The 26,686-nt window shown below is 69.8% G+C and carries 22 protein-coding genes and 1 pseudogene; 8 read left to right on the top strand and 15 right to left on the bottom strand.

Features of this window, described 5'->3' with window-relative positions:
* Nucleotides 1-397 precede the first annotated feature (397 nt).
* The 9 genes from pssA to H1D24_RS12780 all read right to left on the bottom strand — a co-directional run bounded on the left by pssA (nt 398) and on the right by H1D24_RS12780 (nt 11,511).
* Nucleotides 398-1,219: a CDP-diacylglycerol--serine O-phosphatidyltransferase gene (gene pssA / locus H1D24_RS12820; RefSeq protein ID WP_181657699.1), complete on the bottom strand. Its 822-nt coding sequence runs from the start codon at nt 1,217-1,219 to the stop codon at nt 398-400.
* Nucleotides 1,220-1,241: 22 nt separating this feature from the next.
* The gene (locus tag H1D24_RS12815) at nt 1,242-1,898 is read right to left on the bottom strand and encodes a phosphatidylserine decarboxylase (RefSeq protein WP_181657591.1); all 657 of its coding nucleotides are present in this window, start codon (nt 1,896-1,898) and stop codon (nt 1,242-1,244) included.
* A gap of 170 nt (nt 1,899-2,068) precedes the next feature.
* Nucleotides 2,069-3,274 carry an acyl-CoA dehydrogenase family protein gene (locus H1D24_RS12810; RefSeq protein WP_181657590.1) on the bottom strand — a complete coding sequence of 402 codons (1,206 nt, stop codon included), beginning with the start codon at nt 3,272-3,274 and terminating at the stop codon, nt 2,069-2,071.
* A gap of 2 nt (nt 3,275-3,276) precedes the next feature.
* Nucleotides 3,277-3,804: a MaoC family dehydratase gene (locus H1D24_RS12805; RefSeq protein ID WP_181657589.1), complete on the bottom strand. Its 528-nt coding sequence runs from the start codon at nt 3,802-3,804 to the stop codon at nt 3,277-3,279.
* 5 nt (nt 3,805-3,809) lie between these two features.
* Nucleotides 3,810-4,784, bottom strand: a complete 975-nt coding sequence (locus H1D24_RS12800) for an HpcH/HpaI aldolase/citrate lyase family protein (protein WP_181657588.1) — start codon at nt 4,782-4,784, stop codon at nt 3,810-3,812.
* Entirely contained in the window at nt 4,781-6,829 is a 2,049-nt protein-coding gene (locus H1D24_RS12795) for an ethylmalonyl-CoA mutase (protein ID WP_181657587.1), read from the bottom strand. The genes H1D24_RS12800 and H1D24_RS12795 overlap by 4 nt, the downstream gene beginning before the upstream one ends.
* A gap of 16 nt (nt 6,830-6,845) precedes the next feature.
* Complete coding sequence (gene ccrA, locus H1D24_RS12790; RefSeq protein WP_181657698.1) at nt 6,846-8,207, bottom strand: crotonyl-CoA carboxylase/reductase; 1,362 nt, start codon at nt 8,205-8,207, stop codon at nt 6,846-6,848.
* A 567-nt stretch (nt 8,208-8,774) separates the two neighbouring features.
* A complete protein-coding gene (locus tag H1D24_RS12785; protein ID WP_258564021.1) occupies nt 8,775-9,584 on the bottom strand; it encodes a TetR family transcriptional regulator in 810 nt (269 codons plus the stop codon).
* A gap of 136 nt (nt 9,585-9,720) precedes the next feature.
* On the bottom strand, nt 9,721-11,511 hold the full coding sequence (locus H1D24_RS12780; protein WP_181657585.1) for a 3-hydroxyacyl-CoA dehydrogenase family protein: 1,791 nt from the start codon (nt 11,509-11,511) through the stop codon (nt 9,721-9,723).
* A gap of 357 nt (nt 11,512-11,868) precedes the next feature.
* On the opposite strand from H1D24_RS12780, the gene H1D24_RS12775 reads away from it, so the two are divergent.
* On the top strand, nt 11,869-12,438 hold the full coding sequence (locus tag H1D24_RS12775; protein WP_181657697.1) for an adenylosuccinate lyase: 570 nt from the start codon (nt 11,869-11,871) through the stop codon (nt 12,436-12,438).
* A 21-nt stretch (nt 12,439-12,459) separates the two neighbouring features.
* Here the strand turns inward: H1D24_RS12775 and H1D24_RS12770 are convergent.
* The 3 genes and pseudogenes from H1D24_RS12770 to H1D24_RS12760 form a co-directional block, all read right to left on the bottom strand.
* Nucleotides 12,460-12,958: pseudogene (locus H1D24_RS12770) on the bottom strand (GNAT family N-acetyltransferase).
* A 149-nt stretch (nt 12,959-13,107) separates the two neighbouring features.
* Nucleotides 13,108-14,640, bottom strand: a complete 1,533-nt coding sequence (locus tag H1D24_RS12765; RefSeq protein ID WP_181657696.1) for an alpha/beta hydrolase — start codon at nt 14,638-14,640, stop codon at nt 13,108-13,110.
* 249 nt (nt 14,641-14,889) lie between these two features.
* Nucleotides 14,890-15,930: an Rv2578c family radical SAM protein gene (locus H1D24_RS12760; RefSeq protein WP_181657584.1), complete on the bottom strand. Its 1,041-nt coding sequence runs from the start codon at nt 15,928-15,930 to the stop codon at nt 14,890-14,892.
* A gap of 220 nt (nt 15,931-16,150) precedes the next feature.
* Between H1D24_RS12760 and H1D24_RS12755 the strand changes: the two genes are divergently transcribed.
* Together H1D24_RS12755 and H1D24_RS12750 are read left to right on the top strand one after the other, a co-directional pair.
* The gene (locus tag H1D24_RS12755; RefSeq protein ID WP_181657583.1) at nt 16,151-16,594 is read left to right on the top strand and encodes an SRPBCC family protein; all 444 of its coding nucleotides are present in this window, start codon (nt 16,151-16,153) and stop codon (nt 16,592-16,594) included.
* Nucleotides 16,595-16,819: 225 nt separating this feature from the next.
* Complete coding sequence (locus H1D24_RS12750) at nt 16,820-19,318, top strand: MFS transporter (protein WP_374064221.1); 2,499 nt, start codon at nt 16,820-16,822, stop codon at nt 19,316-19,318.
* A gap of 35 nt (nt 19,319-19,353) precedes the next feature.
* Here the strand turns inward: H1D24_RS12750 and H1D24_RS12745 are convergent, their stop codons facing one another.
* A complete protein-coding gene (locus tag H1D24_RS12745; RefSeq protein ID WP_181657582.1) occupies nt 19,354-19,773 on the bottom strand; it encodes a hypothetical protein in 420 nt (139 codons plus the stop codon).
* A 79-nt stretch (nt 19,774-19,852) separates the two neighbouring features.
* Nucleotides 19,853-20,083, bottom strand: a complete 231-nt coding sequence (locus H1D24_RS12740) for a hypothetical protein (RefSeq protein WP_181657581.1) — start codon at nt 20,081-20,083, stop codon at nt 19,853-19,855.
* Between the two features lie 303 nt (nt 20,084-20,386).
* Here H1D24_RS12740 and H1D24_RS12735 point away from each other — a divergent pair, with 303 nt between their 5' ends.
* The 5 genes from H1D24_RS12735 (at nt 20,387) to H1D24_RS12715 (ending at nt 25,908) form a co-directional block, all read left to right on the top strand.
* Nucleotides 20,387-21,220: a M55 family metallopeptidase gene (locus tag H1D24_RS12735; RefSeq protein WP_181657580.1), complete on the top strand. Its 834-nt coding sequence runs from the start codon at nt 20,387-20,389 to the stop codon at nt 21,218-21,220.
* Nucleotides 21,213-22,568, top strand: coding sequence for a M20/M25/M40 family metallo-hydrolase (locus tag H1D24_RS12730; RefSeq protein WP_181657579.1), 1,356 nt, complete (start codon nt 21,213-21,215; stop codon nt 22,566-22,568). The genes H1D24_RS12735 and H1D24_RS12730 overlap by 8 nt, the downstream gene beginning before the upstream one ends.
* A gap of 16 nt (nt 22,569-22,584) precedes the next feature.
* Complete coding sequence (locus H1D24_RS12725) at nt 22,585-24,564, top strand: dipeptidyl-peptidase 5 (protein WP_374064220.1); 1,980 nt, start codon at nt 22,585-22,587, stop codon at nt 24,562-24,564.
* Nucleotides 24,565-24,595: 31 nt separating this feature from the next.
* Nucleotides 24,596-25,519 carry a S66 peptidase family protein gene (locus tag H1D24_RS12720; RefSeq protein ID WP_181657577.1) on the top strand — a complete coding sequence of 308 codons (924 nt, stop codon included), beginning with the start codon at nt 24,596-24,598 and terminating at the stop codon, nt 25,517-25,519.
* A 146-nt stretch (nt 25,520-25,665) separates the two neighbouring features.
* Nucleotides 25,666-25,908 carry a lipopolysaccharide assembly protein LapA domain-containing protein gene (locus tag H1D24_RS12715; protein WP_181657576.1) on the top strand — a complete coding sequence of 81 codons (243 nt, stop codon included), beginning with the start codon at nt 25,666-25,668 and terminating at the stop codon, nt 25,906-25,908.
* A 50-nt stretch (nt 25,909-25,958) separates the two neighbouring features.
* On the opposite strand, the gene H1D24_RS12710 is transcribed toward H1D24_RS12715, so the two are convergent.
* Nucleotides 25,959-26,579, bottom strand: a complete 621-nt coding sequence (locus H1D24_RS12710) for a histidine phosphatase family protein (protein WP_181657575.1) — start codon at nt 26,577-26,579, stop codon at nt 25,959-25,961.
* Between the last annotated feature and the right edge of the window lie 107 nt (nt 26,580-26,686).

Below are 26,686 nucleotides of genomic sequence, written 5' to 3'. Positions count from 1 at the left end.
CCGCCCTCGGCGCGAGACCTCGGGCCGGGGTGGCCCCGCGCTCTCCGTGGGTACCCCCCCCGCACCGGGTGGCCGCGCTCGGCGTGCGGCGCCTTCGGGCCTCCGGCCGGCACCGACCTTGTTCCCTCACGCGGGCGGCGTGGCTGATGTGGGCAGTCGTTCCTCCCCCAGTGCCTTAAGGGCCTGGGAGGTACCCCCAGGGCTGGGGCACCTCCCAGCGGTAGCTGGGGGAGGGGTGGGCACAACCCACGACGTGCGGTGCATCGCGTCTTGCCTGAGCGGAGATTCCGGTGGGCGCACCGAGGCGTGGGTGCCCCGGCGTGTGGGCCCGCGCAGTGGGCCCAAAAACGGGTGTGGCCCGAGCCAGAAGGCTCGGGCCACACCCGTTTGCGTACCGTTAGGGCAACTGCGCTGCCCTGGCCTCACGCCGGTTGTCCCGGAAGTTGTTCACCCTCCGAGCCGTGGCGAAGAGGGGAATCACCGCGCCCAGCACGAGCTGGAGGGAGCAGCCGGTCTGGAGGAGCAGCTGGCCCCCCGGCGCGTCGAACGCCCAGGCCGTCAGCAGACCCATGCTGAGGACGATCCACGAGAGCATCGCCACCGCGAGGCGCCCGCGCGGCTTCGGGTACTCGACCCGGCTCACCATGAGCCAGGCCGTCCCGAGGATGGCCATGAGCGTGGCGACGAACGGCAGCTCGAGCAGCACGATCGAGACGACGGTCAGCGCACCGAACGGCGACGGCATGCCCTGGAACGTGCCGTCCTTCACCGTCACGCACGAGAATCTCGCGAGGCGGAGGACGACTGCCAGGAGGACGACGATCGCGCCGACCGCAGCAACCCTCTGGTGCGCGTCGTCCGCGACCATGCCGTAGACGAGGACGAAGTACGCAGGCGCCAGCCCGAAGCTGATCAGGTCGGAGAGGTTGTCCAGCTCCGCACCCATCGGCGACGAGCGGAGCTTTCGTGCCACCAGTCCGTCGAACAGGTCGAAGACCGCCGCGCACAGCATCAGGATCACGGCCGTGGCCGCGCTGTGCCGGGCCATGCCCGACTCCTGGCTGCCCGTGAGGTGCGGGATCAGGATGCCGGTGGTGGTGAAGTACACCGCCATGAAGCCGCATGTGGCGTTGCCGAGCGTGAGGGTGTCCGCTATCGACAGGCGCAGCGACAGCGGCATCTCTTCCGCGTCGTCGTCCACCTCGTCGGCCTCCGGCACCCAGCCGGGCTTGGTATGGGGATCAATCACGGTCAATGCGAGTCACCCCAGCCACGGTCTTCTGGCCGACCTCGACCGCGACCTCGACGCCCTCGGGCAGGTAGATGTCGACGCGAGAGCCGAAGCGGATCAGACCGATCCGCTCGCCCTGCTCGACCTTCGTGCCCTGCGGGATGTAGGGGACGATGCGGCGGGCGACCGCACCGGCGATCTGCACCATCTCGATGTCGCCGAGCTCGGTGTCGAAGTGCCAGACGACGCGCTCGTTGTTCTCGCTCTCCTTGTTGAACGCCGGCACGAACCCACCGGGGATGTGCTCGACCGACGTCACTGTGCCCGCGAGGGGTGCGCGGTTGACGTGGACGTTCAGCGGGCTCATGAAGATCGCGACGCGGGTGCGTCCGTCCTTCCACGGCATGATGCTCTGCACCACGCCGTCGGCCGGGGAGATGACGCGGCCCGGAGCGATCTCACGCTCCGGGTCGCGGAAGAACCACAGCATGCCCGCCGCGAGAGCGGTGGCGGGCACGGCGACGGCGGCCGCGCTCCTGGAGCGGCGCGACCGGGCCAGGCTCAGGGCAGCGGTGGCGACGGTCGGCAGGAGCCACGGCGATGCTCCGCGCGCGAGGCGTACGCCGACGAGGCTGTCGCGAGGTGCAGAGGTTTGGCTGTGGGGCATGGATGACCTTCGTAGCGGATGATGCCGCGCTGTTGACGGGGGACGGCGGCTTTCCGGGATCGTATCGGTTACGGCCCGCAACTGGGCAAGCCGTGAAGCCGAGTCGACGACCGAAGTGCGCTGACGGGGTGTGATCTTCTTCTCGAAGAAAACACCCCGTACTCGGACATCTAACCCTGGAACCGGTACTCTTCGAGCAGCCTACGCCCGATGATCATTTTCTGGATCTCGGCAGTACCTTCGCCGATCAGCAGCATCGGCGCCTCGCGGTAGAGACGCTCGATCTCGTACTCCTTGGAGAAGCCGTAGCCGCCGTGGATCCGGAAGGCGTCCTCCACGACCTCTTTGCAGTATTCGGAGGCGAGGTACTTCGCCATTCCTGCTTCAAGGTCGTTTCGTTCCCCGGAGTCCTTTTTGCGAGCTGCGTTGACCATCATGGCATGGGCCGCCTCGACCTTGGTAGCCATCTCGGCCAGCTTGAACTGGATGGCCTGGTGCTGGGCGATCGGCTTTCCGAAAGTGTGACGCTGCTGGGCGTAAGCGACGCCCAGCTCGAATGCACGCTGTGCGACACCGCAGCCACGCGCCGCTACATTCACGCGGCCGACCTCGACGCCGTCCATCATTTGGTAAAACCCTCGGCCGGTGGTGCCGCCGAGTACACGATTGGCCGGAATACGCAGGCCGTCCATGATGAGCTCGGTGGTGTCGACGCCCTTGTAGCCCATTTTGTCGATCTTGCCCGGGATGGTGAGGCCGGGGCGGACCTCTCCGAAACCGGGCTCCTTCTCGACCAGGAACGTCGTCATCGACTTGTGCGGGGCCGTGCCCTCGGGGTGGCCTTCGTCACTCTTGCAGAGGACCGCCACCAGAGTCGACGTTCCGCCGTTCGTGAGCCACATCTTCTGACCGTTGAGGACGAAGTCGTCGCCGTCCCGCGTCGCCTTCGACGTGATCGCCGAGACGTCCGAGCCGAGGCCCGGTTCGGACATCGAGAACGCACCGCGCACCTCGCCCGCCGCCATGCGGGGCAGGAAGTACTCCTTCTGCTCCTGCGTGCCGTGCTGCTTGAGCATGTACGCCACGATGAAGTGCGTGTTGATGATGCCGGAGACGGACATCCAGCCGCGCGCTATCTCCTCCACACACAGTGCGTAGGTGAGCAGCGACTCGCCCAGACCCCCGTACTCCTCGGGGATCATCAGGCCGAAGAGGCCCAGCTCCTTGAGGCCGTCGACGATCGCTTGCGGGTACTCGTCGCGGTGCTCCAGCTCGGTGGCGACCGGGAGGATCTCCTTGTCCACGAAGTCGCGGACGGTGGAGAGGATCTCCTGCTGGATGTCGGTGAGACCGGCGGTCTGGGCGAGTCGGGCCATGGCTACTTCTCCGTCTTCTTTTCCGCAGGTGCGGTCAGCTCCGGGCGGCCGGGCTGCTCGCCGCCGCGCTCCTTGATGTACGTCTCGGTGGGGACCATCACCTTGCGGCGGAACACGCAGACCAGCGTGCCGTCCTGCTTGTAGCCCTTGGTCTCGACGTAGACGATGCCGCGGTCCGACTTGGACTTCGACGGGGTCTTGTCGAGGACCGTCGTCTCGCCGTAGATCGTGTCGCCGTGGAAGGTCGGCGCCACGTGCTTCAGGGACTCGATCTCCAGGTTGGCGATCGCCTTGCCCGACACGTCCGGCACGGACATGCCCAGCAGCAGCGAGTAGATGTAGTTCCCGACGACGACGTTCTTCCCGAAGTCTGTCGTCTTCTCCGCATAGTTGGTGTCCATGTGGAGCGGGTGGTGGTTCATCGTCAGGAGACAGAACAGGTGGTCGTCGTACTCGGTGACCGTCTTCCCGGGCCAGTGCTTGTAGACCGCCCCGACCTCGAACTCCTCGTAGGTGCGTCCGAACTGCATGATCCCTACGCCTCCGGGGCCTCGAACTTGGAGGTGCGCTGCATGCCCGCCGCGCGACCCTTGCCCGCGATGACCAGCGCCATCTTGCGGCTGGCCTCGTCGATCATCTCGTCGCCGAGCATCGCGGAGCCCTTCTTGCCGCCCGCCTCGGACGTGCACCACTCGTACGCGTCAAGGATCAGCTCCGCGTGGTCGTAGTCCTCCTGCGAGGGCGAGAAGACCTCGTTGGCCGCGTCGACCTGGCCCGGGTGCAGCACCCACTTGCCGTCGAAGCCGAGAGCCGCGGCGCGGCCTGCGACCTCGCGGAAGCCGTCCACGTTCTTGATCTGCAGGTAGGGGCCGTCGATCGCCTGCAGGTTGTTGGCGCGGGCGGCCATCAGGATCTTCATCAGGATGTAGTGGTAGGCGTCCGCCGGGTAGCCGGGGGGCTGCTCACCCACGACCAGGGACTTCATGTTGATGGACGCCATGAAGTCGGCCGGGCCGAAGATGATCGTCTCGATGCGCGGGGACGCCGTGGCGATCTCGTTGACGTTGTTCAGGCCCTGGGCGTTCTCGATCTGCGCCTCGATGCCGATCTTGCCGACCTCGAAGCCCATCGTCTTCTCGATCTGGGTCAGGAGCAGGTCCAGGGCGACGATCTGCTGGGCGTCCTGCACCTTCGGCAGCATGATGCAGTCGAGGTTCTGGCCCGCGCCCTCGACGACCGTGACGACGTCTCGGTACGTCCAGTGGGTGGTCCAGTCGTTGACGCGCACGACCCGCGTCTTGCCGGTCCAGTCGCCCTCGTTCAGGAACTTCACGATGGTGTGCCGGGCCTCGGGCTTGGCCAGCGGCGCGCACGCGTCCTCCAGGTCCAGGAAGACCTGGTCGGCAGGCAGGCCCTGGGCCTTCTCCAGGAAGCGGGGGTTGCTTCCCGGCACCGCGAGACACGAGCGGCGGGGGCGCAGCCGGTTCACCGGCGTCGCGGGCGTTGTCATGCGGGGACCTCCAGAGGGTCGAGCTTGTTCGCTTTCCGGATCTCGTCGACGATGCGGCCGATGATTCCGGTGATGTCGAAGTCCTTCGGGGTGAAGACGGCGGCCACGCCCGCAGCCCTGAGCTGTTCGGCGTCGCCATTGGGGATGATCCCACCGGCGATCACAGGTATATCTGTGGCACCGGCCACACGAAGCCGCTCCAGCACGTCCGGGACCAGCTGGGCGTGCGAGCCGGAGAGGATCGACAGGCCGACGGCGTGCACGTCCTCGGCGAGGGCCGCGTCCACGATCTGCTCCGGGGTGAGCCGGATGCCCTGATAGACCACCTCGAAGCCGGCGTCGCGGGCCCGCACGGCGATCTGCTCGGCGCCGTTGGAGTGACCGTCCAGGCCCGGCTTGCCGACCAGGAAGCGCAGTTTGCCCACGCCCAGGTCCCGCGCTGTCAGGTCCACCTTGCGGCGGACCTCACTCAGCGCCGAGCCCTCCTCGGCGGGAATCGCCACCGGCGCCGAAGAGACCCCGGTCGGCGCCCGGAACTCGCCGAACACCTCGCGCAGCGCCCCGGCCCACTCGCCGGTCGTGACGCCGGCGCGGGCGCACTCCAGGGTGGCCTCCATGAGGTTGCCGGTGCCCTTGGCGGCCTCCTTCAGGCGCTCCAGCGCCTTGCAGGGGCGGGGGTGGTTGAAGGGCGGCTGGTAGCGGGTGTCGCGCCAGTTCTGCAACGCGGCGATGACGCGGGCCTCGACAGCTGGATCGACCGTCTGGATGGCTGTGTCGAGATCGGCGGTGAGCGGATTGGGCTCGGTCGTCTCGAAGATGTTGACGCCGACGATCTTCTCTTGACCGGACTCGATACGAGCCCTGCGCTCGGCGTGCGAGGAGACCAGTTGCGACTTGAGGTAGCCGGACTCGACGGCGGCCATCGCGCCGCCCATCTCCTGGATCCGCTCGATCTCGGCGAGCGACTCCTCGACGAGCTTCGCGACCTTCGCCTCGATGACGTGCGAGCCATCGAAGATGTCCTCGTACTCCAACAGGTCGCTCTCGTGCGCCAGCACCTGCTGGATGCGCAGCGACCACTGCTGGTCCCAGGGCCGGGGCAGGCCCAGCGCCTCGTTCCAGGCCGGAAGCTGCACGGCACGCGCGCGTGCGTCCTTCGACAGCGTCACGGCCAGCATCTCCAGCACGATGCGCTGGACGTTGTTCTCCGGCTGCGCCTCGGTCAGACCGAGAGAGTTGACCTGGACGCCGTAGCGGAAGCGGCGCTGCTTGGGGTTCTCGATCCCGTAGCGCTCCTTCGTCACCTTGTCCCAGATACGGGTGAAGGCCCGCATCTTGCACATCTCCTCGATGAAGCGGACGCCCGCGTTCACGAAGAAGGAGATGCGCGCGACGACGTCGCCCATCCGCTCCTGCGGCACCTGACCGGAGTCGCGCACCGCGTCGAGGACGGCGATGGCGGTCGACATCGCGTACGCGATCTCCTGCACCGGAGTGGCCCCGGCCTCCTGCAGGTGGTAGCTGCAGATGTTGATCGGGTTCCACTTGGGCATGTGGCTGACCGTGTACGCGATCATGTCCGTGGTCAGGCGCAGGCTCGGCCCCGGCGGGAAGACGTGCGTCCCGCGCGACAGGTACTCCTTTACGATGTCGTTCTGCGTCGTCCCCTGGAGCCTGGTGATGTCCGCGCCCTGCTCCTCCGCGACGACCTGGTAGAGCGCCAGCAGCCACATGGCGGTGGCGTTGATGGTCATCGAGGTGTTCATCTGCTCCAGCGGGATGTCCTGGAACAGCCGGCGCATGTCACCGAGGTGCGAGACCGGGACCCCGACCCGGCCCACCTCGCCGCGGGCGAGGATGTGGTCGGGGTCGTAGCCGGTCTGCGTCGGCAGGTCGAACGCGACCGACAGACCGGTCTGGCCCTTGGCGAGGTTGCGCCGGTACAGCTCGTTGGACGCCTCTGCCGTGGAGTGACCGGCGTAGGTTCGCATAAGCCACGGCCGGTCTCGCTCCTTCCGCTCATTGGCGGCTTGACGCTCAGTCATGTGTGGACCTCCGGCCTCAGATGTTCCGGAAGCGATTGATGGCGTCGACGTGCTTGGCGCGCATCTCGGGGTCGCGCACGCCCAGGCCCTCCTCGGGGGCCAGGCAGAGCACGCCGACCTTGCCCTGGTGGAGGTTGCGGTGCACGTCGTACGCGGCCTGGCCGGTCTCCTCCAGCGAGTAAACCTTGGACAGGGTGGGGTGGATCTTGCCCTTGGCGATGAGGCGGTTGGCCTCCCAGGCCTCACGGTAGTTCGCGAAGTGCGAGCCGATGATCCGCTTCAGGGACATCCACAGGTAGCGGTTGTCGTACTCGTGGTTGTAGCCGGACGTCGAGGCGCAGGTGACGATCGTGCCGCCCTTGCGCGTGACGTAGACGGAGGCGCCGAAGGTCTCGCGGCCGGGGTGCTCGAAGACGATGTCGACGTCCTCGCCGCCCGTGAGCTCGCGGATGCGCTTGCCGAAGCGCTTCCACTCCTTGGGGTCCTGGGTGTGCTCGTCCTTCCAGAACTTGTAGTCCTCGGCGTTGCGGTCGATGATCGCCTCGGCGCCCATGGCACGGCAGATCTCCGCCTTCTGCGGGCTGGAGACGACGCAGATCGGGTTGGCGCCGCCGGCCAGCGCGAACTGGGTGGCGTAGGAGCCGAGACCGCCGCTGGCGCCCCAGATCAGGACGTTGTCGCCCTGCTTCATGCCCGCGCCGTTGCGCGAGACGAGCTGCCGGTACGCGGTGGAGTTCACCAGGCCCGGCGCCGCGGCCTCCTCCCAGCTGAGGTGGGCGGGCTTCGGCATGAGCTGGTTGGACTTCACCAGGGCGATCTCCGCGAGACCGCCGAAGTTGGTCTCGAAGCCCCAGATCCGCTGCTCGGGGTCGAGCATCGTGTCGTTGTGACCGTCCGAGGACTCCAGTTCGACGGACAGGCAGTGTGCGACGACCTCGTCGCCGGGCTGCCAGGCGTTGACGCCCGGGCCGGTGCGCAGGACGACGCCCGCGAGGTCGGAGCCGATGATGTGGTACGGCAGGTCGTGGCGCTTGGTGAGCTCGCTGAGCTTGCCGTAGCGCTCGAGGAAGCCGAAGGTCGGCAGCGGTTCGAAGATCGAGGTCCACACCGAGTTGTAGTTCACCGAGCTCGCCATGACGGCGACCAGGGCCTCACCCGGGCCGAGCTCGGGCACGGGCACCTCGTCGACGTGCAGCGACTTGCGGGGGTCCTTGTCGCGTGTGGAGAGCCCGGCGAACATCTCCGTCTCGTCCTTGTGCACGGTGACCGCGCGGTACGACTCGGGGATGGGCAGGGCCGCGAAGTCGGCGGCCGTGACCGCGGCGGAGCCGCTGTTCGATGCTGACTGCGATTGGATCGCGTCCAGGATTTCCTTCATCACGGGTTGCCTCCGGCGGATGGGGTCTCCCCTGCTCTGGGGCCACCTCCCAGGCCTTGAAGGCCTGGGGGAGGAGTCGAGAGCTTGGGGAAGCGTTGGGGAACGCTGAGGGAACGTCGGGGTTGGGTGGAGCTTTTGGGTGAGGTGCCGTCGGTTCGGCGGAGGTGGTGCTTGGCAGCGCTTTGTGGCGCGGGAGGTTGCCTGTGACGCAGGCGTCCGGGCGCGCTCGCCGGGTGGCTTGCGGGGACAGCCGGCGTACGGAGGTGCTCTGCACGCCGGCCGCCCGGACAACATCAACGTATGGCACGGCGTGCCAGGCCGCAAGACACTGCGTGCCAACAATTTCTCTCAGTTGTCATCTGTGCGTAACAGATGAGCGATGATCGATCAGGTGCGGCCGCTGCGGGCCTGCTACCTGCCGTTTTGTCCGGCGCTGTGCCGGGCCTCGGCCCCCGCTGTGGCGAGCCTCCGCGCCGCTGTTGATTGCCCACAACGGGGGCGTCCCCGCCCGAAACGAAAAAACGGCCCCCGCCGCGGGGTCCGCGGAGGGGGCCGGAGAGGACGTGGCTAGCGCGCCCGCAAAGCGTCCTCGATCGTGCGCATCACCTCGTCCAGAGGCGCATCCGTCCGGGCCACCGTCACGAGCACGTCCCCGCCGGTGGCCACCGACGCCGGGGCGGGGTGGGAACCGGTGATGCGGCCGGCTCCGATCCCCGTACCGAACGTCTTGCGCACGATGGCGAAGGCGTGGTCCAGCTGGGCCTCCACGTCGCCTTGGCCCCCGGCCCGCAGCCAGCGCCGCAGTACGTGGTTGTGGGCCGTGACCACGGCCGACGCGGCGACCTCGGCGAGCAACGGGTCGTCGTTGGCGTCGTCGTCATGGGCGTGCTCGTCGAAGTGGCCCAGCAGATAGCGGGTGAACAGCCGCTCGTAACGGGCCACCGAGGCGATCTCCGCCTCGCGCAGCGTCGGGACCTCGCGGGTGAGCTTGTAGCGGGCCACGGAGATCTCCGGCTGGGCCGCGTACATCCTCATGACTTCCTTGATGCCCCGGCACACCGTGTCGAGCGGGTGCTCGTGCGGGGGCGCCGCGTTGAGCACCGCCTCCGCCCGGACCAGGGTGTCGTCGTGGTCCGGGAAGATCGCCTCTTCCTTGGAGCGGAAGTGCCGGAAGAAGGTCCGGCGGGCGACACCGGCCCTGGCGGCGATCTCGTCGACGGTCGTCGCCTCGTACCCCTTGGTCGAGAACAGCTCCATGGCCGCGGCAGCCAGTTCTCGGCGCATCTTGAGCCGTTGGGCGGCGGCGCGACTTCCTGCGGCACTTTCCGGAGCGTCGGGCGCAGTCGACGTACGGGAGGACTTGACGGGCTGGGACATGCCCCGAACGTACTGCATCCGCGCACGGGAACGCGCACGACCGGGACTCCCCCCGCCCGGACCGGGGGGAGGGTTTCCGGCCGGATCGAGCAGTCCGCCCCAGTCGGCGCGCTCCCCGGACCAGTTCTCGTGTGCCTCAGCGCCGTGCATATTCGCGGAAGCCGCGGCCCGTCTTGCGGCCGAGGCAGCCCGCGGCCACCAGATGCTCGAGCAGCGGCGCCGGGGCGAGTCCCGGGTCGCGGAACTCGCGGTGCAGGACGCGTTCGATGGCCAGCGAGACGTCCAGGCCGACGACGTCCAGGAGTTCGAACGGGCCCATCGGGTAGCCGCCGCCCAGCTTCATCGCGGCGTCGATGTCGTCGAGCGAGGCGTAGTGCTCCTGCACCATCTTGATCGCGTTGTTGAGGTACGGGAACAGCAGTGCGTTGACGATGAAGCCCGCGCGGTCGCCGCAGTCCACCGGGTGCTTGCGGATCTTGCCGCACACCTCGCGGACCGTGGCGTGCACATCGTCCCCGGTCAGGACCGTGCGGACGACCTCGACGAGCTTCATGGCCGGTGCCGGGTTGAAGAAGTGCATACCGATCACGTCCTGCGGGCGCGAGGTGGCGCGGGCGCAGGCGACGACGGGCAGCGAGGACGTGGTGGTGGCGAGGACCGCGCCCGGCTTGCAGACCTTGTCGAGCGTGGCGAACAGCTGCTGCTTGATCTCCAGGTCCTCGGCGACGGCCTCGACCGCGAGATCGACCTCGGCGAACGCGTCGTACGAACCGGCCGGAACGATGCGGTCCAGCGTCTCGGCCGCCGCCTCCGCCGTCATCCGGCCCTTGTCGACGGAGCGCGAAAGCGACTTGCCGATACGGGACTTGGCGGCCTCGGCCTTCTCCTGGCTGCGCGCGGCGAGCACGACCTCGTATCCGGCCTTGGCGAAGACCTCGGCGATGCCGGACGCCATGGTGCCCGAGCCCGCGACGCCGACCGAGCGCACGGGGCGTCCGGCGACGAGCTGCCGGCCCTCCAGCGGGGTGAGCGCGTCGCGGACGACGGTGCCGCTGCCCGGCGCCTCGTACGTGTAGAAGCCGCGACCCGACTTGCGGCCGGTCAGGCCCGCCTCGCTGAGCTGCCTGAGGATGGGCGCGGGCGCGTGCAGCCGGTCGTGCGAGGCGGCGTACATGGCCTCCAGGACGGTGCGCGCGGTGTCGATGCCGATGAGGTCGAGCAGCGCGAGCGGGCCCATCGGCAGGCCGCAGCCCAGCTTCATCGCGGCGTCGATGTCCTCGCGGGACGCGTACTTGGCCTCGTACATCGCGGCTGCCTGGTTCAGATAGCCGAACAGCAGGCCGTCGGCGACGAATCCGGGGCGGTCGCCGACCGCGACGGGCTCCTTGCCGAGTTCCAGCGCGAGGTCCGTGACGGCCGCGACGGCGGCCGGCGCGGTGAGCACCGATGAGACGACCTCGACGAGCTTCATCGCGGGTGCCGGGTTGAAGAAGTGCAGGCCGAGCACGCGCTCAGGTCGGGCGCAGTCCGCGGCGAGCCGCGTGACGGACAGCGCGTTGGTCCCGGTGGCGAGGACCGTGTCGGGGCGGACGATGCCGTCCAGCTCGCGGAAGATCTGCTGCTTGATCTCGTACGACTCCGGGACGACCTCGATCACCAGGTCGGCGGGTGCCGCCGCCTGAAGGTCGGTGAAGGTGCGGAAGCGGGCCAGGACATCGCCGCGCTCCTGCTCGGTGAGGCGCCCGCGCTGCACGGCGCGCGCGGTGGAAGCGGACAGGGCGTCGACGGCGTGGGTGGCGGCGGCCTCGCTGATGTCGATGCCGATGACCTCGCGGCCGGCACGGGTGAGCACCTCGGCGATGCCGGTGCCCATGGTGCCGAGACCGACGACGGCGATGGTGTTCAGGGAAGGCAGAGGAGTGTCCATCGAGGACTCCAGAAAGGTGGAAGTGACGACTGAGGAGCCCGTGCGCCAAGAGGCAGGCAGCGGGCGGAGTGGGTGCCGCATCCGGGCTGCGCGTCTGCAGTGCACTGCACATGCCCGGAGGGGAGAACCGACGGGCCCTGTCCCGGAGCCGCGTCGTACTGCGGTACGTGGAGTACCGAACCGACTTCCTCGCGGCGGCTGCGTCACCAGGCCGCCATGAGTGTGGTGCGGGGAGTGTGTCCCGCTCGTATGAGCTTAACCGGTGAGTAACGAGCGCGCCAGTCCCCTGGTGCTGTGACATGCCCCCTGGGTCTGTGACGTACGTCGCCGCTAGTCTCGGGCGCCATGGACAACAGCATGGACGAAGAGTCGCGAGCGCTCACGGTCCGCTTACGGAAGGAGTCGGGTGGGTCGGAGGCGTACGAGCGGCTGGTCGCGACCGACCGCCTCGACGAACTCGCTGCCGTACTGACCGCCGGGGGCCAGCCGCTGTGGGCCCGTGAGATCGCCGCGTTCCGCCTCGGCCGCGCCGGCGACCGGCGCGCGTTCGAGGCCCTCGTCCTGCTGCTCAACCACCGGGACCCGGAACGCTGTGCCTCAGCCGCGTACGCTCTGGCCCGCCTGCGGGACCCGCGGACGGCACGGGCCGCGGCGGCCCTGGCGACGAACGAACTGCGCACAGCGTACGCGCTGTACCCCGTGCGTCTGCTGACCGAACTGCGTGCCCCCGAGAGCGCACCGGCACTCATCACCACGCTCGAACGCCTGCTGTCGCCCCAGAACCCCTACTGGCGGATCGCCCTCGCCTGCGTGGAGGGCCTGGGCGCCCTGGGCGATCCCCGCGCCCGCCCGGTCCTCACGGCAGCCTGCACCCATCCCCGCCTGGCAGCCGCAGCCTCGGCCGCGCTGGCCCGGCTGCCGGGCTGACGCCGTCGCCGGTCGTCGTCCTCAGGCCAGCCGGGTGCTGTACCGCACCTCGGGTACCTGAACCCCGTCCACCTCGAAGGGCTCCCGGGCACCGTCCGGCGTGAGGCCGGCGCGCTCGTAGAAGCGGCGGGCGCGGGCGTTGCCCTCGAGCACCCAGAGCCGGAGCCATGTGTGCCCCGACGCCCGGCAGCGGGTCATGCAGTGCTGTATGAGAGCCCGCCCCACGCCGGTGGAAAGCTGGGAGGGATGCACGTACAGCGCGTACAAACTCGACGTCTCCGGTGGTCGCTTCACCGTCCCGGTAGGGGCCGTGGCAGGCCCAGCCGACGACCTTGCCGCCGCGCTCGGCGACGAGATTCACGACCGTCCCGGCCGTCTTCGCCAGGGTCCGGCGGCGCAGGACGGTCTCCGCCTCCACGCTCATGGCGTCGAGGTACGCCTGCGGCACCAGCCCGGCATAGGCGGTCTGCCATCCGCGGACCCGTATCTCCGCGACCGCCTCGCAGTCGGAGTCGGTCATCTCCCGGATACGTACGTCCGGGAGGGGCGGTGAAACGCCGTCAGGGGCGTGGATGCGGGCGAGGTGGCTGCTCATGCGGCCATCCTCGCCCAGGGCCGTCCACGCCCCCAACGAATTACTCCTGTACTTCCGGCGGACCGTCGTACCGCTCAGCCGCGGAAGCCCAGTAGCCCGTGCAACGCCCCGCCCCGCGAAGGTGGCGAACTCTTTGCGGCCTGCGGTTCGGGATCGGGGAGGGTCTTGCAGACCGCGTCGGCCTCGCCGGTGCCGCGCGGGACCTTGCCGGTGGACAGGTACGTCGCCAGGTGGCCGTCCAGGCAGTCGTTCCCGCCCAGCGTGATCCCGTGGTTTCCGCCGCCCTGTTCGACGACCAGGCTCGAGCCGCGCAGCTCGTTGTGGATGACGACGCCGCCCTCGTACGGTGTGGCCGCGTCGTCCGTCGCCTGGAACAGCAGTACGGGCGGCAGGGAGTCGTTGGAGACGTCTGTCGCGGACAGCGGGCGCGTCGGCCAGAAGGCGCACGGCGCGTTGTACCAGGCGTTGTTCCAGGCCATGAACGGTGCCTTCGCGTACACCTGCCAGTTGTCGGTGCGCCATTGGTTCCAGTCGCGGGACCAGGACGCGTCCCGGCACTGCACCGACGTGTAGATGCTGTAGCCGTTGTCACCCTCGGCGTCGACCGCGCCGAAGGTCTCGTACGCCTTGACGAGCGCGGCGGAGTCCTTGTCGTTGACGTAGGCCGCGAACGCCTGGGCCAGATGGGGCCAGTAGCCGTTGTAGTAGCCGCCGGGGATGAAGGTGTCCTCGAGCTCGGACGCCCCGACCTTCTTGCCCGCGGGGTTCTTGGCGACCGCGGCACGCATCGCGTACCACTTGGTCTCGACCAGCGCGGGGTCGGTGCCGAGCTTGTACGTCGCGTTGTGCTTGGCGATCCAGGCCATGAACGCTTTGTGGCGGGCGTCGAAGGCGTAGTCCTGTTGGATGTTGTCGTCGTACCACACGCCGGTGGGGTCGACGATCGAGTCCAGCACCATGCGGCGTACGCGGTGCGGGAACAGCTTGCCGTAGACCGCACCCAGGTAGGTGCCGTACGAGTAGCCGAAGTAGTTGATCTTCGATGCCCCGAGCGCGCCGCGGATCACGTCGATGTCCTTGACGGCGCTCACCGTGTCGATGAACGGCAGCACGTCGCCGTACTTGTCGGCACACGCCTTCGCGAAGGCCTGGGCCCGGTTCAGATTGGCCCGTTCGATCGCCGGGGTCGACGGCACGCTGTCGGGCCGTACCGCGTTGAAGTGGCCGGGACGGCAGTTCAGTGCGGGCTCGCTGTCGCCCACGCCGCGCGGGTCGAAGCCGATGACGTCGTACTGCGCGGCCACCTTCTTCGGCAGCGACGAGGCGACGAAACCGGCCAGTGTCAGACCGCTGCCGCCGGGGCCGCCAGGGTTGACAAGCAGCGGGCCCTGAGAGGTCTTCGCGGTGTGCGGGACACGGGACAGCGCGAGGGTGATCTGCCGGCCGCCCGGCCGTTTGTGGTCGAGCGGCACCTTCACCGACGAACACTGGAGCGTCGGATAGTCCTCGGTGGCGCACTTCTTCCAGGTGAGCTTCTGGGGTTTCGTGGTGGTCTGGGTGGTGTGCGCGGAGTCGGCGGTCGCGCCGGCCGGGACCGCCGTGATCATCCCGGCCGCCACGGCGGCGACGCCGCACAGAGCGGCTGCTCTCTTCTTCAATCGGGCTCCCAGGACTGCGGGGGGTTAGGGCCTGTGTCGGAAGTGCCACGGCCCCCGCGCATCGTCCCGGAAGTCCGGCTGGAAGAAGGGGTGTTCTGGAAAGAAATGGCGTGATCAGCGAAGAATTGACCCGATCAGCAGGTGTTTCGGCCTCAGGTCGCTTTGGTCTCCATGCTGGTGACGTGTCGTCAGGGCACGTCAGAGAAGGGTGAGCTGCGTGGGTCCTGCGACAGGCTCCGGTTCCGGCTCCGGTACGGGGATGCGGCGCGCCGCACGCGCGCGTGACGGCCCTATGCCGAACTCCTCGGCCAGTTCGTGCACCTGACGGGTGATCCGCCGCTGGTACCACTTGGGCGCGTACGCCCCCTCCGCGTACAGCCGCTCGTACCGCCCCAGCAGATACGGATGGTGCTGTCCCAGCCACGCCATGAACCACTCGCGCGCACCCGGCCGCAGATGCAGCACGAGCGGTGTCACCGAGGTCGCGCCGGACGCGGCGATCGCCCGGACGGTCGCGCGCAGCTGGTCGGGGTGGTCGCCGAGGAAGGGGATCACGGGCGCCATCAGGACACCGCAGCCGATGCCGTGGTCGCTCAGGGTGCGTACGACGTCCAGGCGCCGCTCCGGCGCGGGCGTGCCGGGCTCCATGGTGCGCCAGAGCTCGTGGTCCGTGAAGCCGACGGAGACGGAGATGCCGATGTCCGTCACCGCGGCGGCCCGGCACAGCAGATCGAGGTCGCGCAGGATGAGCGTGCCCTTGGTGAGGATCGAGAACGGGTTCGCGTGGTCGGTCAGGGCCGAGATGATGCCGGGCATCAGCCGGTAGCGGCCCTCGGCGCGCTGGTAGCAGTCCACGTTCGTGCCCATCGCGATGTGGTCGCCGTGCCACCGGCGCGACGCCAGCTGGCGGCGCAGCAGCTCCGGGGCGTTGACCTTCACCACGATCTGGGTGTCGAAGCCGATTCCGGTGTCGAGGTCCAGATAGCTGTGCGTCTTCCGCGCGAAGCAGTACACGCACGCGTGCGTGCAGCCCCGATAGGGATTGACCGTCCACTCGAAGGGCATGCGGGACGCCCCGGGAACCCGGTTGATGATCGACCGCGCCCGGATCTCGTGGAACGTGATGCCGCTGAACTCCGGGGTGTCGAAGGTGCGGGTGGTCACCACGTCCGTGCCGAACAGCGCGGCGTCCCGGGTCCGGTCCCCGGCGGGACCGTCGGTGAGGTTCTCCCAGCGCATGAGGCCTCCTCGGTAGCACTGGACCCAGAATAGAACACATGTTCCCTTGATCGTGCGTGGACCTTCCGACAGGGGGCGACGGTGCCGCGCCACCATCGACGTCGGCAACGCCCTCGCCGTCGTGTGCGACCCCGGCAGACGCCACCCCGATTTGGGCCCCCGCACGAGGGGTGGTTGGCTGATCGCGACCCCTGCAACACCAAGTCCTGGAGGAAGTGCAATGGCGCAGGTCGAGGCCACAACGGAGCGGATCATCGCGGCCCAGCCGGGCGACGTGTTCGATGCGCTGGCGGACTACAGCGGTACACGCGCGCGGCTGCTGCCCGAGCACTTCAGCGAGTACGAGGTCCGCGAGGGCGGAGACGGCGAGGGCACCCTCGTCCACTGGAAGCTCCAGGCCACCAGCAAGCGGGTTCGCGACTGCCTGCTCGAGGTGACCGAGCCGACCGACGGCGAGCTCGTCGAGAAGGACCGGAACTCCTCGATGGTCACCACCTGGCGGGTGACCCCGGCGGGCGAGGGCAAGTCGCGCGTCGTCGTGACGACGGTGTGGAAGGGTGCGGGCGGCATCGGCGGCTTCTTCGAGAAGATGTTCGCGCCGAAGGGGCTGGCGCGGATCTACGACGCGGTGCTGGCAAAGCTTGCCGCCGAGACGGAGAAGTAGCCCTCCGGGGAGGAGGTCCATGCGAGACCGTCCGTTAGCCCGGACGAGTTGCTCTCACTCTCACCGTTTCGAGTGGTTTTCCGTCCGGGGCCCTCGTACGCCGTAGGGCTCCGACCGGCGACGACGTTTGCCGTGCCCGCTTCGGAGGTGACTCGTCGCGCTTGCTCGTAGTTGTCGCGTAATGCGAGAAATGGGCGGCGCAAGCGCGACGAGGGGAGCGGATACGTGGGCGGGACGGCACTGGCGAAGGGCGCCGGGCAGGGTGAGCGGACGACCGCTGTTTCACCGACGCCGTGGCCCCCGGACGGCCCGTCGGCCACGGCCGGACCCTTGACCGGGGAGACGCCTGGGCAGGACCCGGGACACGCTGCAGCACAAGCACAAGCACAAGCACAAGCACCGGCACCCGCGCCCGAACTCAGCCCCAGCCGCGTCCGGATGGTCTTCTTCGGGCTCATGCTCGCGCTGCTGCTCGCCGCCCTCGAGCAGATGATCGTGGCCACCGCGCTCCCGAAGATCGTCGGAGAGCTCCACGGCCTCGACAAGATGTCCTGGGCCATCACCGCGTATCTGCTCACCGCCACCATCGGACTGCCCGTCTACGGCAAACTCGGCGACCTCTTCGGACGCAAGGGCGTCTTCCAGTTCGCCATCGTCGTCTTCGTCGTCGGCTCCGCGCTGGCCGGCTGGTCCCGGTCCATGGACGAGCTCATCGCATTCCGCGCCGTCCAGGGCATCGGCGCGGGCGGCCTCATGATCGGTGTCCAGGCGATCATCGCCGACATCGTGCCGCCCAGGGAACGCGGACGCTACATGGGCCTCATCGGTGCCGCGTTCGGCGTCGCCTCGGTCGCGGGACCGCTGCTCGGCGGCTACTTCACGGACCACATCTCCTGGCGCTGGTGTTTCTACTTCAACGTGCCCTTCGGGCTCGTCACGCTGGCCGTCGTCACCCTCGTACTGAAGCTGCCGAGGCCCTCGGTCAGACCGCGGCTCGACGTACTCGGGACTCTCTTCCTCACCGGCTCCTCCACGTGCCTCGTGCTGCTGACCAGTTGGGGCGGCATCGAGTACGCCTGGGACTCGCGCGTGATCGTCGGGCTCGGCGCCGGAGCCGTCGTGGCGGCGCTGCTGTTCGTCGTCGCCGAGCACTTCGCGGCCGAACCCCTCATCCCGCTGCGGCTGTTCCGCGACCCGGTGTTCGTGCTCACCAGCCTGGTGGGCATGGTCGTCGGTGTCGCGCTGTTCGGTGCCGCGAGCTATCTGCCGACATTTCTGCAGATGGTCGACGGGGCGAGCGCCACCGAGTCAGGACTGCTGATGCTCCCGATGATGGGCGGCATCGTCGGCGCGTCGATCGTCTCGGGACAGCTCATCAGCCACACCGGCCGCTACCGGATCTATCCGATCCTCGGCGGAGCCCTCTCCGTCGCCGGCATGTGGATGCTGTCCTGGCTCGAGGTCGACACCCCCCGGCTGCACTACAGCATCTGGATGGCCGTGCTCGGCGCGGGCATCGGCCTTGTCCTGCCGGTGCTGATCGTCGCCGTGCAGAACGCGGTGCCCGTCACCGACCTCGGCACGGCCACCAGCGCCCACAACTACTTCCGGCAGATCGGCGGCAGCGTCGGCGCGGCCATCTTCGGCACCCTCTTCGCCGACCGGCTCGCCGACGCCCTCACCGACCGCCTCCCGTCCGGCGAAGATCTGCCGGACCCGCAGTCCATCACCCCGGACCTCGTCCACGCGATGCACGACGCGCTGCGCGACGGCTACATCCACGCCTACGCCGACGCCATGCCGCGGATCTTCCTCTACCTCGTGCCGGTGCTCGTCCTCGGCCTGCTGATCGCCTGCTTCCTCAAGGAGACCCCCCTGGTGTCCAGTACAACGCCCCACCAGAGCCCCGCCGCCGAGCCCTCGTCCGCCGCCGCCCAGGTCCCCCAGGCCCGTTCCGCGTACGCCGCCGGGGTGCCTGTCTGCGGCCTGGTGCAGCACTCCGACGGCACCGCCGTCCCGCGCGCCGCGCTCACCCTCATCGACATCGGGGGCCGCCAGATCGGGCGGGGCGCGAGCGGCGACGACGGGCGGTACGCGCTGTCCACGCCGGGCTCGGGCTCGTACGTCCTGATCGCCGCTGCCGGGGGCCATCAGCCGCAGGCCGTGTCGGTCACGGTCGGCGAACGGCCCGTCGAGCTCGACGTGGTGCTCGGCGGCGCCGGGCGGCTCGCCGGCAGTGTCCTGACCGCCGAGGGTGCGCCAGTGCGGGACGCCGTCGTCACGCTCACCAATGTGCACGGCGAGGTCGTCGCCACCACCCGCAGTGGGCGCGAGGGAAGCTATGTGATCAACGAGTTGGTGGCCGGCGAGTACACCCTGGCCGCGAGTGCGCCGGCCTTCCGGCCCGTCGCCCTGCCCGTCACCGTGCAGGCATCCCGCGAGACCCGCCAGGACGTCGAGCTCGCCGGCGGCGCGGTGCTGCGGGGCACCGTCCGGGCAGGAGACGGCCGTCCTGTCGCGGACGCCCGGGTGACGCTGCTGGACGCGGCGGGCAACGTGGTGGACACGCTGACGACCGGCGACGACGGAACGTTCCGGTTCGTCGATCTGTCCTCCGGCGAGTACACGGTGATCGCGGCGGGCTACCCGCCGGTGGCCACGGTCCTGCGGGTGGCCGCGGGCGGGCGTACGGAGCGGGACCTGCAGCTCGGGCACGAGGACTGAGCGGCTCGGGCGCCAGGACCGGACTCGCGGACGCCCTAGGGTCCGGTGTGCGCGTCCCGTCCGGTATGTGTGTCCGGGTGGACGCGCAGCGTCAGGGTCGTCGGATCGTCGAAGACGTGCTCCATGGCGAACGCGGCGCCCAGCACGGCGGCCACGCGGTCCACCGCGTCCACGTCGCCGAGAAGCTCGACGGTGACCGGGCCCGAGCCGGCGGGCGCGAGGGGAGCCCGGCCGGTGGTGAACCGCCTGCCGGCTGTTTCGACGCCGAAGGGCTGTTCGACTGCGACGCCGGAGGGCCGGGCGGCCGGCTCGGCTCCCCCCGCCCCGGCGGCGCCGACGGGAACCTCGAGCGTGTCGAATGAGCGAGTGATCGCAGTCCGTACGGCTTCCCTGGCCGCCGCACTGCCGTCGAGGATGCGTACCTGGGCGATGGTGGACCAGGATGACGTGCTCATCACGGGGCACTCCCTCGCAGGTGGCGGGGCAGGCCGGCCGGCTCACCGTCCCGGCCGGCCTGCCCCCTGAGGTGCGGTGTCAGCCGAGCCGGGTGCGCAACAGCTGCTTGCCCAGCTCGGCGCCCTTCCGGCTGTCGGACTGCGCCTTGCGGAACAGCTCCACGACTTCGTTGTCCTTCTCGCGTTCCGCGTCGCGGATGTAGGTCTCCAGCCGCAGAGCGTTGTTCAGGCACGACTCGACGTACCAGATCAGGTTGTAGTCCTTGTCCTTCGTACCCGTGACCTCGCCGGTCTCGGTGTTGCTGGTCATGGAGTTCCCTTCTCTGTGGCGTGTATGTGCGGGACGGCCCGGCAGCCTTTCCGTCGGCCCGGCGGCAGACGGCGACGCCCCGTCGCCTGCTGGGGGTGCGGCTGATGGGGGCGGACTCACGCGTGCTCACGGTGAGTGATGGCGGGCGGACCGTAACCATCTGACAGTCAGCCGGCGGGACGGTGCGCCCGACACGGAGGACCTCTCCCTCCGGTTCACACAGACGGCTGCGCACCGAAGGCCCGGTTCCGCCCACTCAGGCCTGGTGGTGCGGGCGCTTGATGGTGCGTAGCGTGAGGCCGCATGAAGATCCTCATCAGCGCCGACATGGAGGGCGCCACGGGAGTGACCTGGCCTGCCGACGTGATGCCGGGCGCTGCGCAGTGGGAGCGGTGCCGCTCGATGTTCACCTCGGACGTCAATGCCGCCGTGCTGGGCTTCTTCGACGGCGGCGCCGACGAGGTGCTCATCAACGAGGCGCACTCGACCATGCGCAATCTGCTGCTGGAGCGCCTCGACGACCGGGCGCAGATGCTCACCGGCCGCCACAAGGCGCTGTCCATGGTCGAGGGCGTGCAGCACGGCGACGTCGACGGCGTGGCGTTCCTCGGGTACCACACCGGGGCGGGCATGGAGGGCGTCCTCGCGCACACGTACCTCGCCAACTCCATCACCGGTGTGTGGCTCAACGGAGTCCGTGCCAGCGAGGGCCTGCTGAACGCGCACGTGGTCGCCGAGTTCGGTGTGCCGGTCGTGCTCGTCACCGGTGACGACCTGACCTGCGAGGACGCCCTCGGGTACGCACCGGGGGCGCTCAAGGTGGCCGTCAAGGACCATGTGTCCCGGTACGCCGCGGTGTGCCGTACACCCGCGCGTACCGCCGCCGAGATCAGGGCCGCGGCGAAGCAGGCGGCGGCGCTCGCCGTGCGTCATGAGCCCGCCCGGGGCGGGCCGTTCACCGTGGAGCTGGAGTTCGACGCCGATCAACTGTCCATGGCGGCCACCGTGGTGCCGGGTGTGGCGCTCTCCGGTGAGCGGAAGGTGGCCTACACCCACGAGACCATGTACGAGACCATTCGCACCTTCAAGGCGGTCACCACGATCGTCTCGGCCGCGATGGAGGAGCAGTATGGCTGACCAGGTGGATCAGCAGGTGGATCAGCAGGCGCTGGACGAGGTCGTCACCTTCACGTCCGACCTCATCCGCATCGACACGACCAACCGGGGCGGCGGGGACTGCCGCGAGCGGCCCGCCGCCGAGTACGCGGCGGAGCAGCTGTCAGGCGCGGGCCTGGAGCCGGTGCTGCTCGAGCGCACCCCGGGCCGTACGAACGTGGTCGCACGCCTCGAAGGCACCGATCCGTCCGCCGACGCCCTGCTCGTCCACGGCCATCTCGACGTGGTGCCGGCGCAGGCCGAGGACTGGAGCGTGCACCCGTTCTCCGGGGAGATCCGCGACGGCGTCGTATGGGGCCGCGGCGCGGTCGACATGAAGAACATGGACGCGATGATCCTCGCGGTCGTACGCCAGTGGGCACGAGCGGGAGTGCGGCCCCGGCGCGACATCGTGATCGCCTTCACCGCGGACGAGGAGGCCAGCGCCGCCGACGGATCCGGCTTCCTCGCCGACGAGCACGCAGCCCTCTTCGAGGGCTGCACGGAAGGCGTCAGCGAGTCAGGTGCGTTCACCTTCCACGACGGCCTCGGCAACGAGCTGTACCCGATCGGGGCGGGGGAGCGCGGCACCGCCTGGCTCAAGATCACCGCGCGCGGCCGGGCCGGACACGGATCGAAGATGAACCACGAGAACGCGATCATGCGTCTGTCGAGGGCTGTCCTGGACATCGGCGCCCACCCGTGGCCGCTGCGGCTCACCCCGACGGTGAAGGCCGCCCTGCGTGAACTCGCCGCCGTGTACGGCATCGACGAGATCGACGGCCGCCCGCTGGACGTAGACGACGAGTTCTTCGACGCGGACGCGCTGGTCGAACTGCTCGGCAGGGCCCGCGCGATCGTCGAGCCGACGCTGCGCAACAGCACCAACCCGACCATGCTGGACGCCGGTTACAAGGTCAACGTCATCCCGGGAGAAGCGACCGCCTACATCGACGGCCGCTATCTCCCCGGCACGGAGGACGAGTTCCGCGCCACCCTCGACAAGCTGACCGGGCCCGACGTGGACTGGGAGTTCCACCACCGCGAGGTGGCCCTCCAGTCACCGGTCGACTCGGCGGCGTTCGCCGCGATGCGGGCGGCGGTCGAGGAGTTCGCGCCCGAGGGGCGTGTGGTGCCGTTCTGCATGCCGGGCGGCACGGACGCCAAGCAGTTCTCCCGGCTCGGTATCACCGGCTACGGGTTCGCCCCGCTGAAGCTGCCCGAGGGCTTCGACTACGCGGCCCTCTTCCACGGCGTGGACGAGCGCGTACCGGTGGAGGCGCTGCACTTCGGCGTCCGCGTCCTGGACCGCTTTCTGCGAACGGCCTAGGGGAGTGGGGGACTCGGTGGAGACCCGGCCGTACGGATCATGGCCGTCGCCGATCGGTGCGGACCTGGCTGCCGCGCATGACGGGCAGCCCGAGTACGTGGGCTACGTCGGGGTCGAGGCATGGTGGACCGAGCCGCGGCCCGAGGAGGGCGGCCGACGCGCGCTGGTGCGGCGACGCCCGGACGGCCGCGAGGAGTCGGTGCTGCCCGCCCCCTGGAACGTACGCAGCCGCGTCATCGAGTACGGCGGTCGGCCCTGGGCCGCCGCCGAGCGCCCCGAAGGGCCTCTGCTGGTGTTCGTCGACTTCGCGGACCAGCGGCTGTACGTCTACGAGCCCGACGCTCCGGGCGCTGAGCCGCGCCCGCTCACGCCGCTTTCGTGGGTGGGTGGGGGCCTGCGCTGGGCCGATCCGAGCCTGCACCTCGACCGGGGCGAGGTCTGGTGCGTACTGGAGGAGTTCACCGGGGACGGGCCGGCCGATGTGCGGCGGGTCATCGCCGCGGTGCCACTCGACGGTTCGGCGGCCCAGGACCGTGCCGCCGTGCGTGAACTCTCCGACGACCGGCACCGGTTCGTCACCGGCCCCCGCCTCTCGCCCGACGGAACGCGCGCCGCATGGCTGGCCTGGGACCACCCGCGGATGCCGTGGGACGGGACGGAGATCCTGCTCGCGGATGTCGCTGCGGACGGCACGATCGGCGACGCGGTGCCCGTCGCGGGCGGCCCCGAGGAGTCCATCCCGCAGGTGGAATGGGCCGCCGACGGGCGGCTGCTGTTCGCGAGTGACCGTTCGGGCTGGTGGAACCTGTACCGGGCCGGCCCCGACGGCCGTGGAGCCACCCCGCTGTGTCCGCGCGACGAGGAGTTCGCCGGTCCGCTGTGGAAGATCGGACTCAGGTGGTTCGCGCCGCTCGACAGCGGACTGTTCGCCGTCGTCCACGGCGCGGGAGCCACCAGCCTCGGTGTACTCGACCCCGAGACCGGTGAGGTCGTCGACACGGCGGGCCCCTGGACCGAGTGGGCACCCACGGTCGCCGTGCACGACACCCGCGTACTGGGCGTCGCAGCCGGCCCTCGCAGCGCGGGCGAGGTCGTGGAGCTGGACACCGGCACCGGCCACGCCCGGGTGATCGGAGCCGCGCACGACGACCCGGTGGACCCCGCGTACTACCCGGAGCCGCAGATCCGCACCTTCACCGGCCCCGACGGCCGCGACATCCACGCCCATGTCTATCCGCCGCGCCACCCCGGCCATGTCGCGCCCGCCAACGAGCTGCCGCCCTACGTGGTGTGGGCGCACGGCGGCCCCACCGGCCGCGCCCCGCTCGTCCTCGACCTGGAGATCGCCTACTTCACCTCACGCGGCATCGGCGTCGCGGAGGTCAACTACGGCGGCTCCACCGGGCACGGCCGCGAGTACCGCAACCGGCTGCGGGAACAGTGGGGCGTCGTCGACGTCGAGGACTGCGCGGCCGTCGCCCTCGCCCTCGCCGACGAGGGCACCGCGGACCGGGACCGGCTCGCAATCCGCGGCGGCAGCGCGGGCGGCTGGACCGCGGCCGCCTCACTGACCAGCAACGACGTCTACGCCTGCGGCACCATCATTTATCCGGTGCTCGACCTGGCCGGGTGGGTGTCCGGGGGCACCCACGACTTCGAGTCGCAGTATCTGGAGTCACTGATCGGGCCGCTCGCCGATGTGCCCGGACGATACGAGGAGCGGTCCCCGTTGGAGCACGCCGACCGGATCACCGCGCCCTTCCTGCTGCTGCAGGGACTGGACGACGTGATCTGCCCGCCCGCCCAGTGCGAGCGGTTCCTCGCGCGCATGCAAGGGCGGCGCGTTCCGCACGCGTACATCGCCTTCGAGGGCGAGGGGCACGGGTTCCGGCGCGCGGACACGATGATCCGCGCCCTGGAGTCCGAACTCTCCCTGTACGCCCAGGTCTTCGGCCTGGACGTGCCCGGCATACCGCTCCTGGAGCTCACCAAGTGAACCGTCCCGCACCTGATACGGAGTCCGCCGCGTGATCCCTCTGACGCGCCCCGCCCGGCTCACCCCCGGCGCCCGAGTCGCCGTCGTCGCACCCAGCGGGCCGGTCCCCGAGGAGCGCCTGCAGGCAGGTGTCGACATCCTGCGGGCCTGGGACCTGGACGTCGTCGTGGGGCCTCATGTCCTGGACCGGCACGCGGAGTTCAGCTACCTCGCGGGCGCGGACGAGGACCGGGCCGCCGACCTCCAGAGCGCCTGGTGCGACCGTTCCGTGGACGCGGTGCTGTGTGCCCGCGGCGGCTACGGCGCCCAGCGCATGGTGGACCTGCTCGACTGGGACGCGATGCGTGCCGCCGGACCCAAGGTGTTCCTCGGGTTCAGCGACATCACGGCGCTGCACGAGGCGTTCGCGATACGGACGGGGCTCGTCACCCTGCACGGGCCGATGGTCGCGGGCGTCGACTTCCTCAAGAACACGCGGGCGCAGGAGCAGCTGCGGGCCACGCTGTTCGACCCCGAGAGCGTCCGGACCATCTCCTCGTCCGGGGCGCCCCTGGTGCCCGGCCGCGCGCACGGCATCACGCTCGGCGGCTGCGTCAGTCTGCTCGCCGCCGACCTCGGCACTCCGTTCGCGCGACGCTCCGCGGGCGGCGGCATCCTCATGATCGAGGACATCGGCGAGGAGGCGTACCGGCTCGACCGGATCCTCACGCAGCTGCTGCGCGCCGGATGGCTGGACGGTGTCGCCGGGATCGCGCTCGGTTCGTGGGTGGAGTGCGGGCCGCCCGAGGAGGTGCGCGCCGTCCTCGCCGACCGGCTGGGCGGACTCGGGGTGCCTGTTCTGGAGGAGTTCGGGTTCGGGCACTGCGAGGGGGCCTTGACGGTTCCGTTCGGGGTGGCGGCCGAACTGGACGCGGATGCCGGGACTCTCACCCTGGATGTGCCGGCACTGACGTGACCCGGCGAGTGTCAGTGCTGATTTTCCCGGCCCCGGCCCCGTACGGCCCCTGGTCCACCCCCGAGCGACGTCCACGCGTCACCCCCGGCCTGCGGTCCATGCTGGTCGGGGGAGGCCGCACGTACCTCCGATGGAAGGGGCCGCTCATGAGGGCGAAGAGTTCCGTGGGCGGCGGCACGCACGGTTCGCGAGGCTCGGCGGTGACGGCGGGCAGGATCATCGTCCTCGTGCTCGCCGTCCTCGCCATCGTCTTCATCTTCCAGAACACCCAGAGCACCACCATCCGCGTGCTGATCCCCGAGGTGATCATGCCGCTGTGGCTGGCGCTGCTCGGCACGGGCGTGATCGGTGCGCTCTGCGGGGCCCTCTTCCTCAGCAGACGCCGATGAGCCGCATCAGCAGACGCCGATGAGCTTCATCAGCAGACGCCGCTGAATCCTCAGGAGGCCCTGGCGATCGCGTCGGTGACCGGGTGCCCGTCGGTCACGTAGTGCAGGCCGTACAGGCCGGGATCGAGCCGTGTGGTGCCGCAGTCACTGCTCGGTGTGAGGGAAACCGTCGACAGGGCCGGTACATCGAGATGCCAGAAGGCCCTCGCCGGCACGCCCAGAGCTTGGAGGAGCAGGGCACGGACGGCGGTTTGGCCGGCGATGACCAAGGCGTGGCCCGTACCGGGCTCCATGCTGCGCAGCCAGTTCGCCGTTCGGCGGCAGAGCCCGCGTACGGACTCGCCTCCGTGCGGCGCGGCATCCGGGTCCGTCAGCCATGCATGGAATCCGTAGGGGTCGTCGGCGACGACTTCGGCGACTGTGCGGCCGCCCCAGTCGCCGTGGTCCAGGTCGCGCAGCGCGGGCTCGACCGCGGTCTCCAGGCCGAGGGCCTCGGCGATCTGCGCGCAGCGGACCGAAGGCGCGCGGACGGCCGGGGAGTACGGAGGGAGCACTGCTCGGGCGGCGCCCGCCTCGAGCAGAGCGAGCTCGTTCAGAGCACCCTCACCGAAGACCGCTTCCCTCGTGGCGTCCCAGGTGCTCGCACACAGGAGTGTCAGGCGGACGGTCATAGGGCTGCTCTCCTTCCCAGCCCGGCATGGCGCCGGATGGTCGGTGCGCGGCGGCCTGCACGGGCGGCGGGTGTCGCCCGGGGCAGCACGGCCTGTGATGCGTCGCG

Source organism: Streptomyces himalayensis subsp. himalayensis (assembly GCF_013778455.1).
Taxonomy (GTDB): Bacteria; Actinomycetota; Actinomycetes; order Streptomycetales; family Streptomycetaceae; genus Streptomyces; species Streptomyces himalayensis.
The sequence above is the reverse complement of the archived record's forward strand: the minus strand, read 5'-3'. Positions and strand labels throughout refer to the sequence as shown.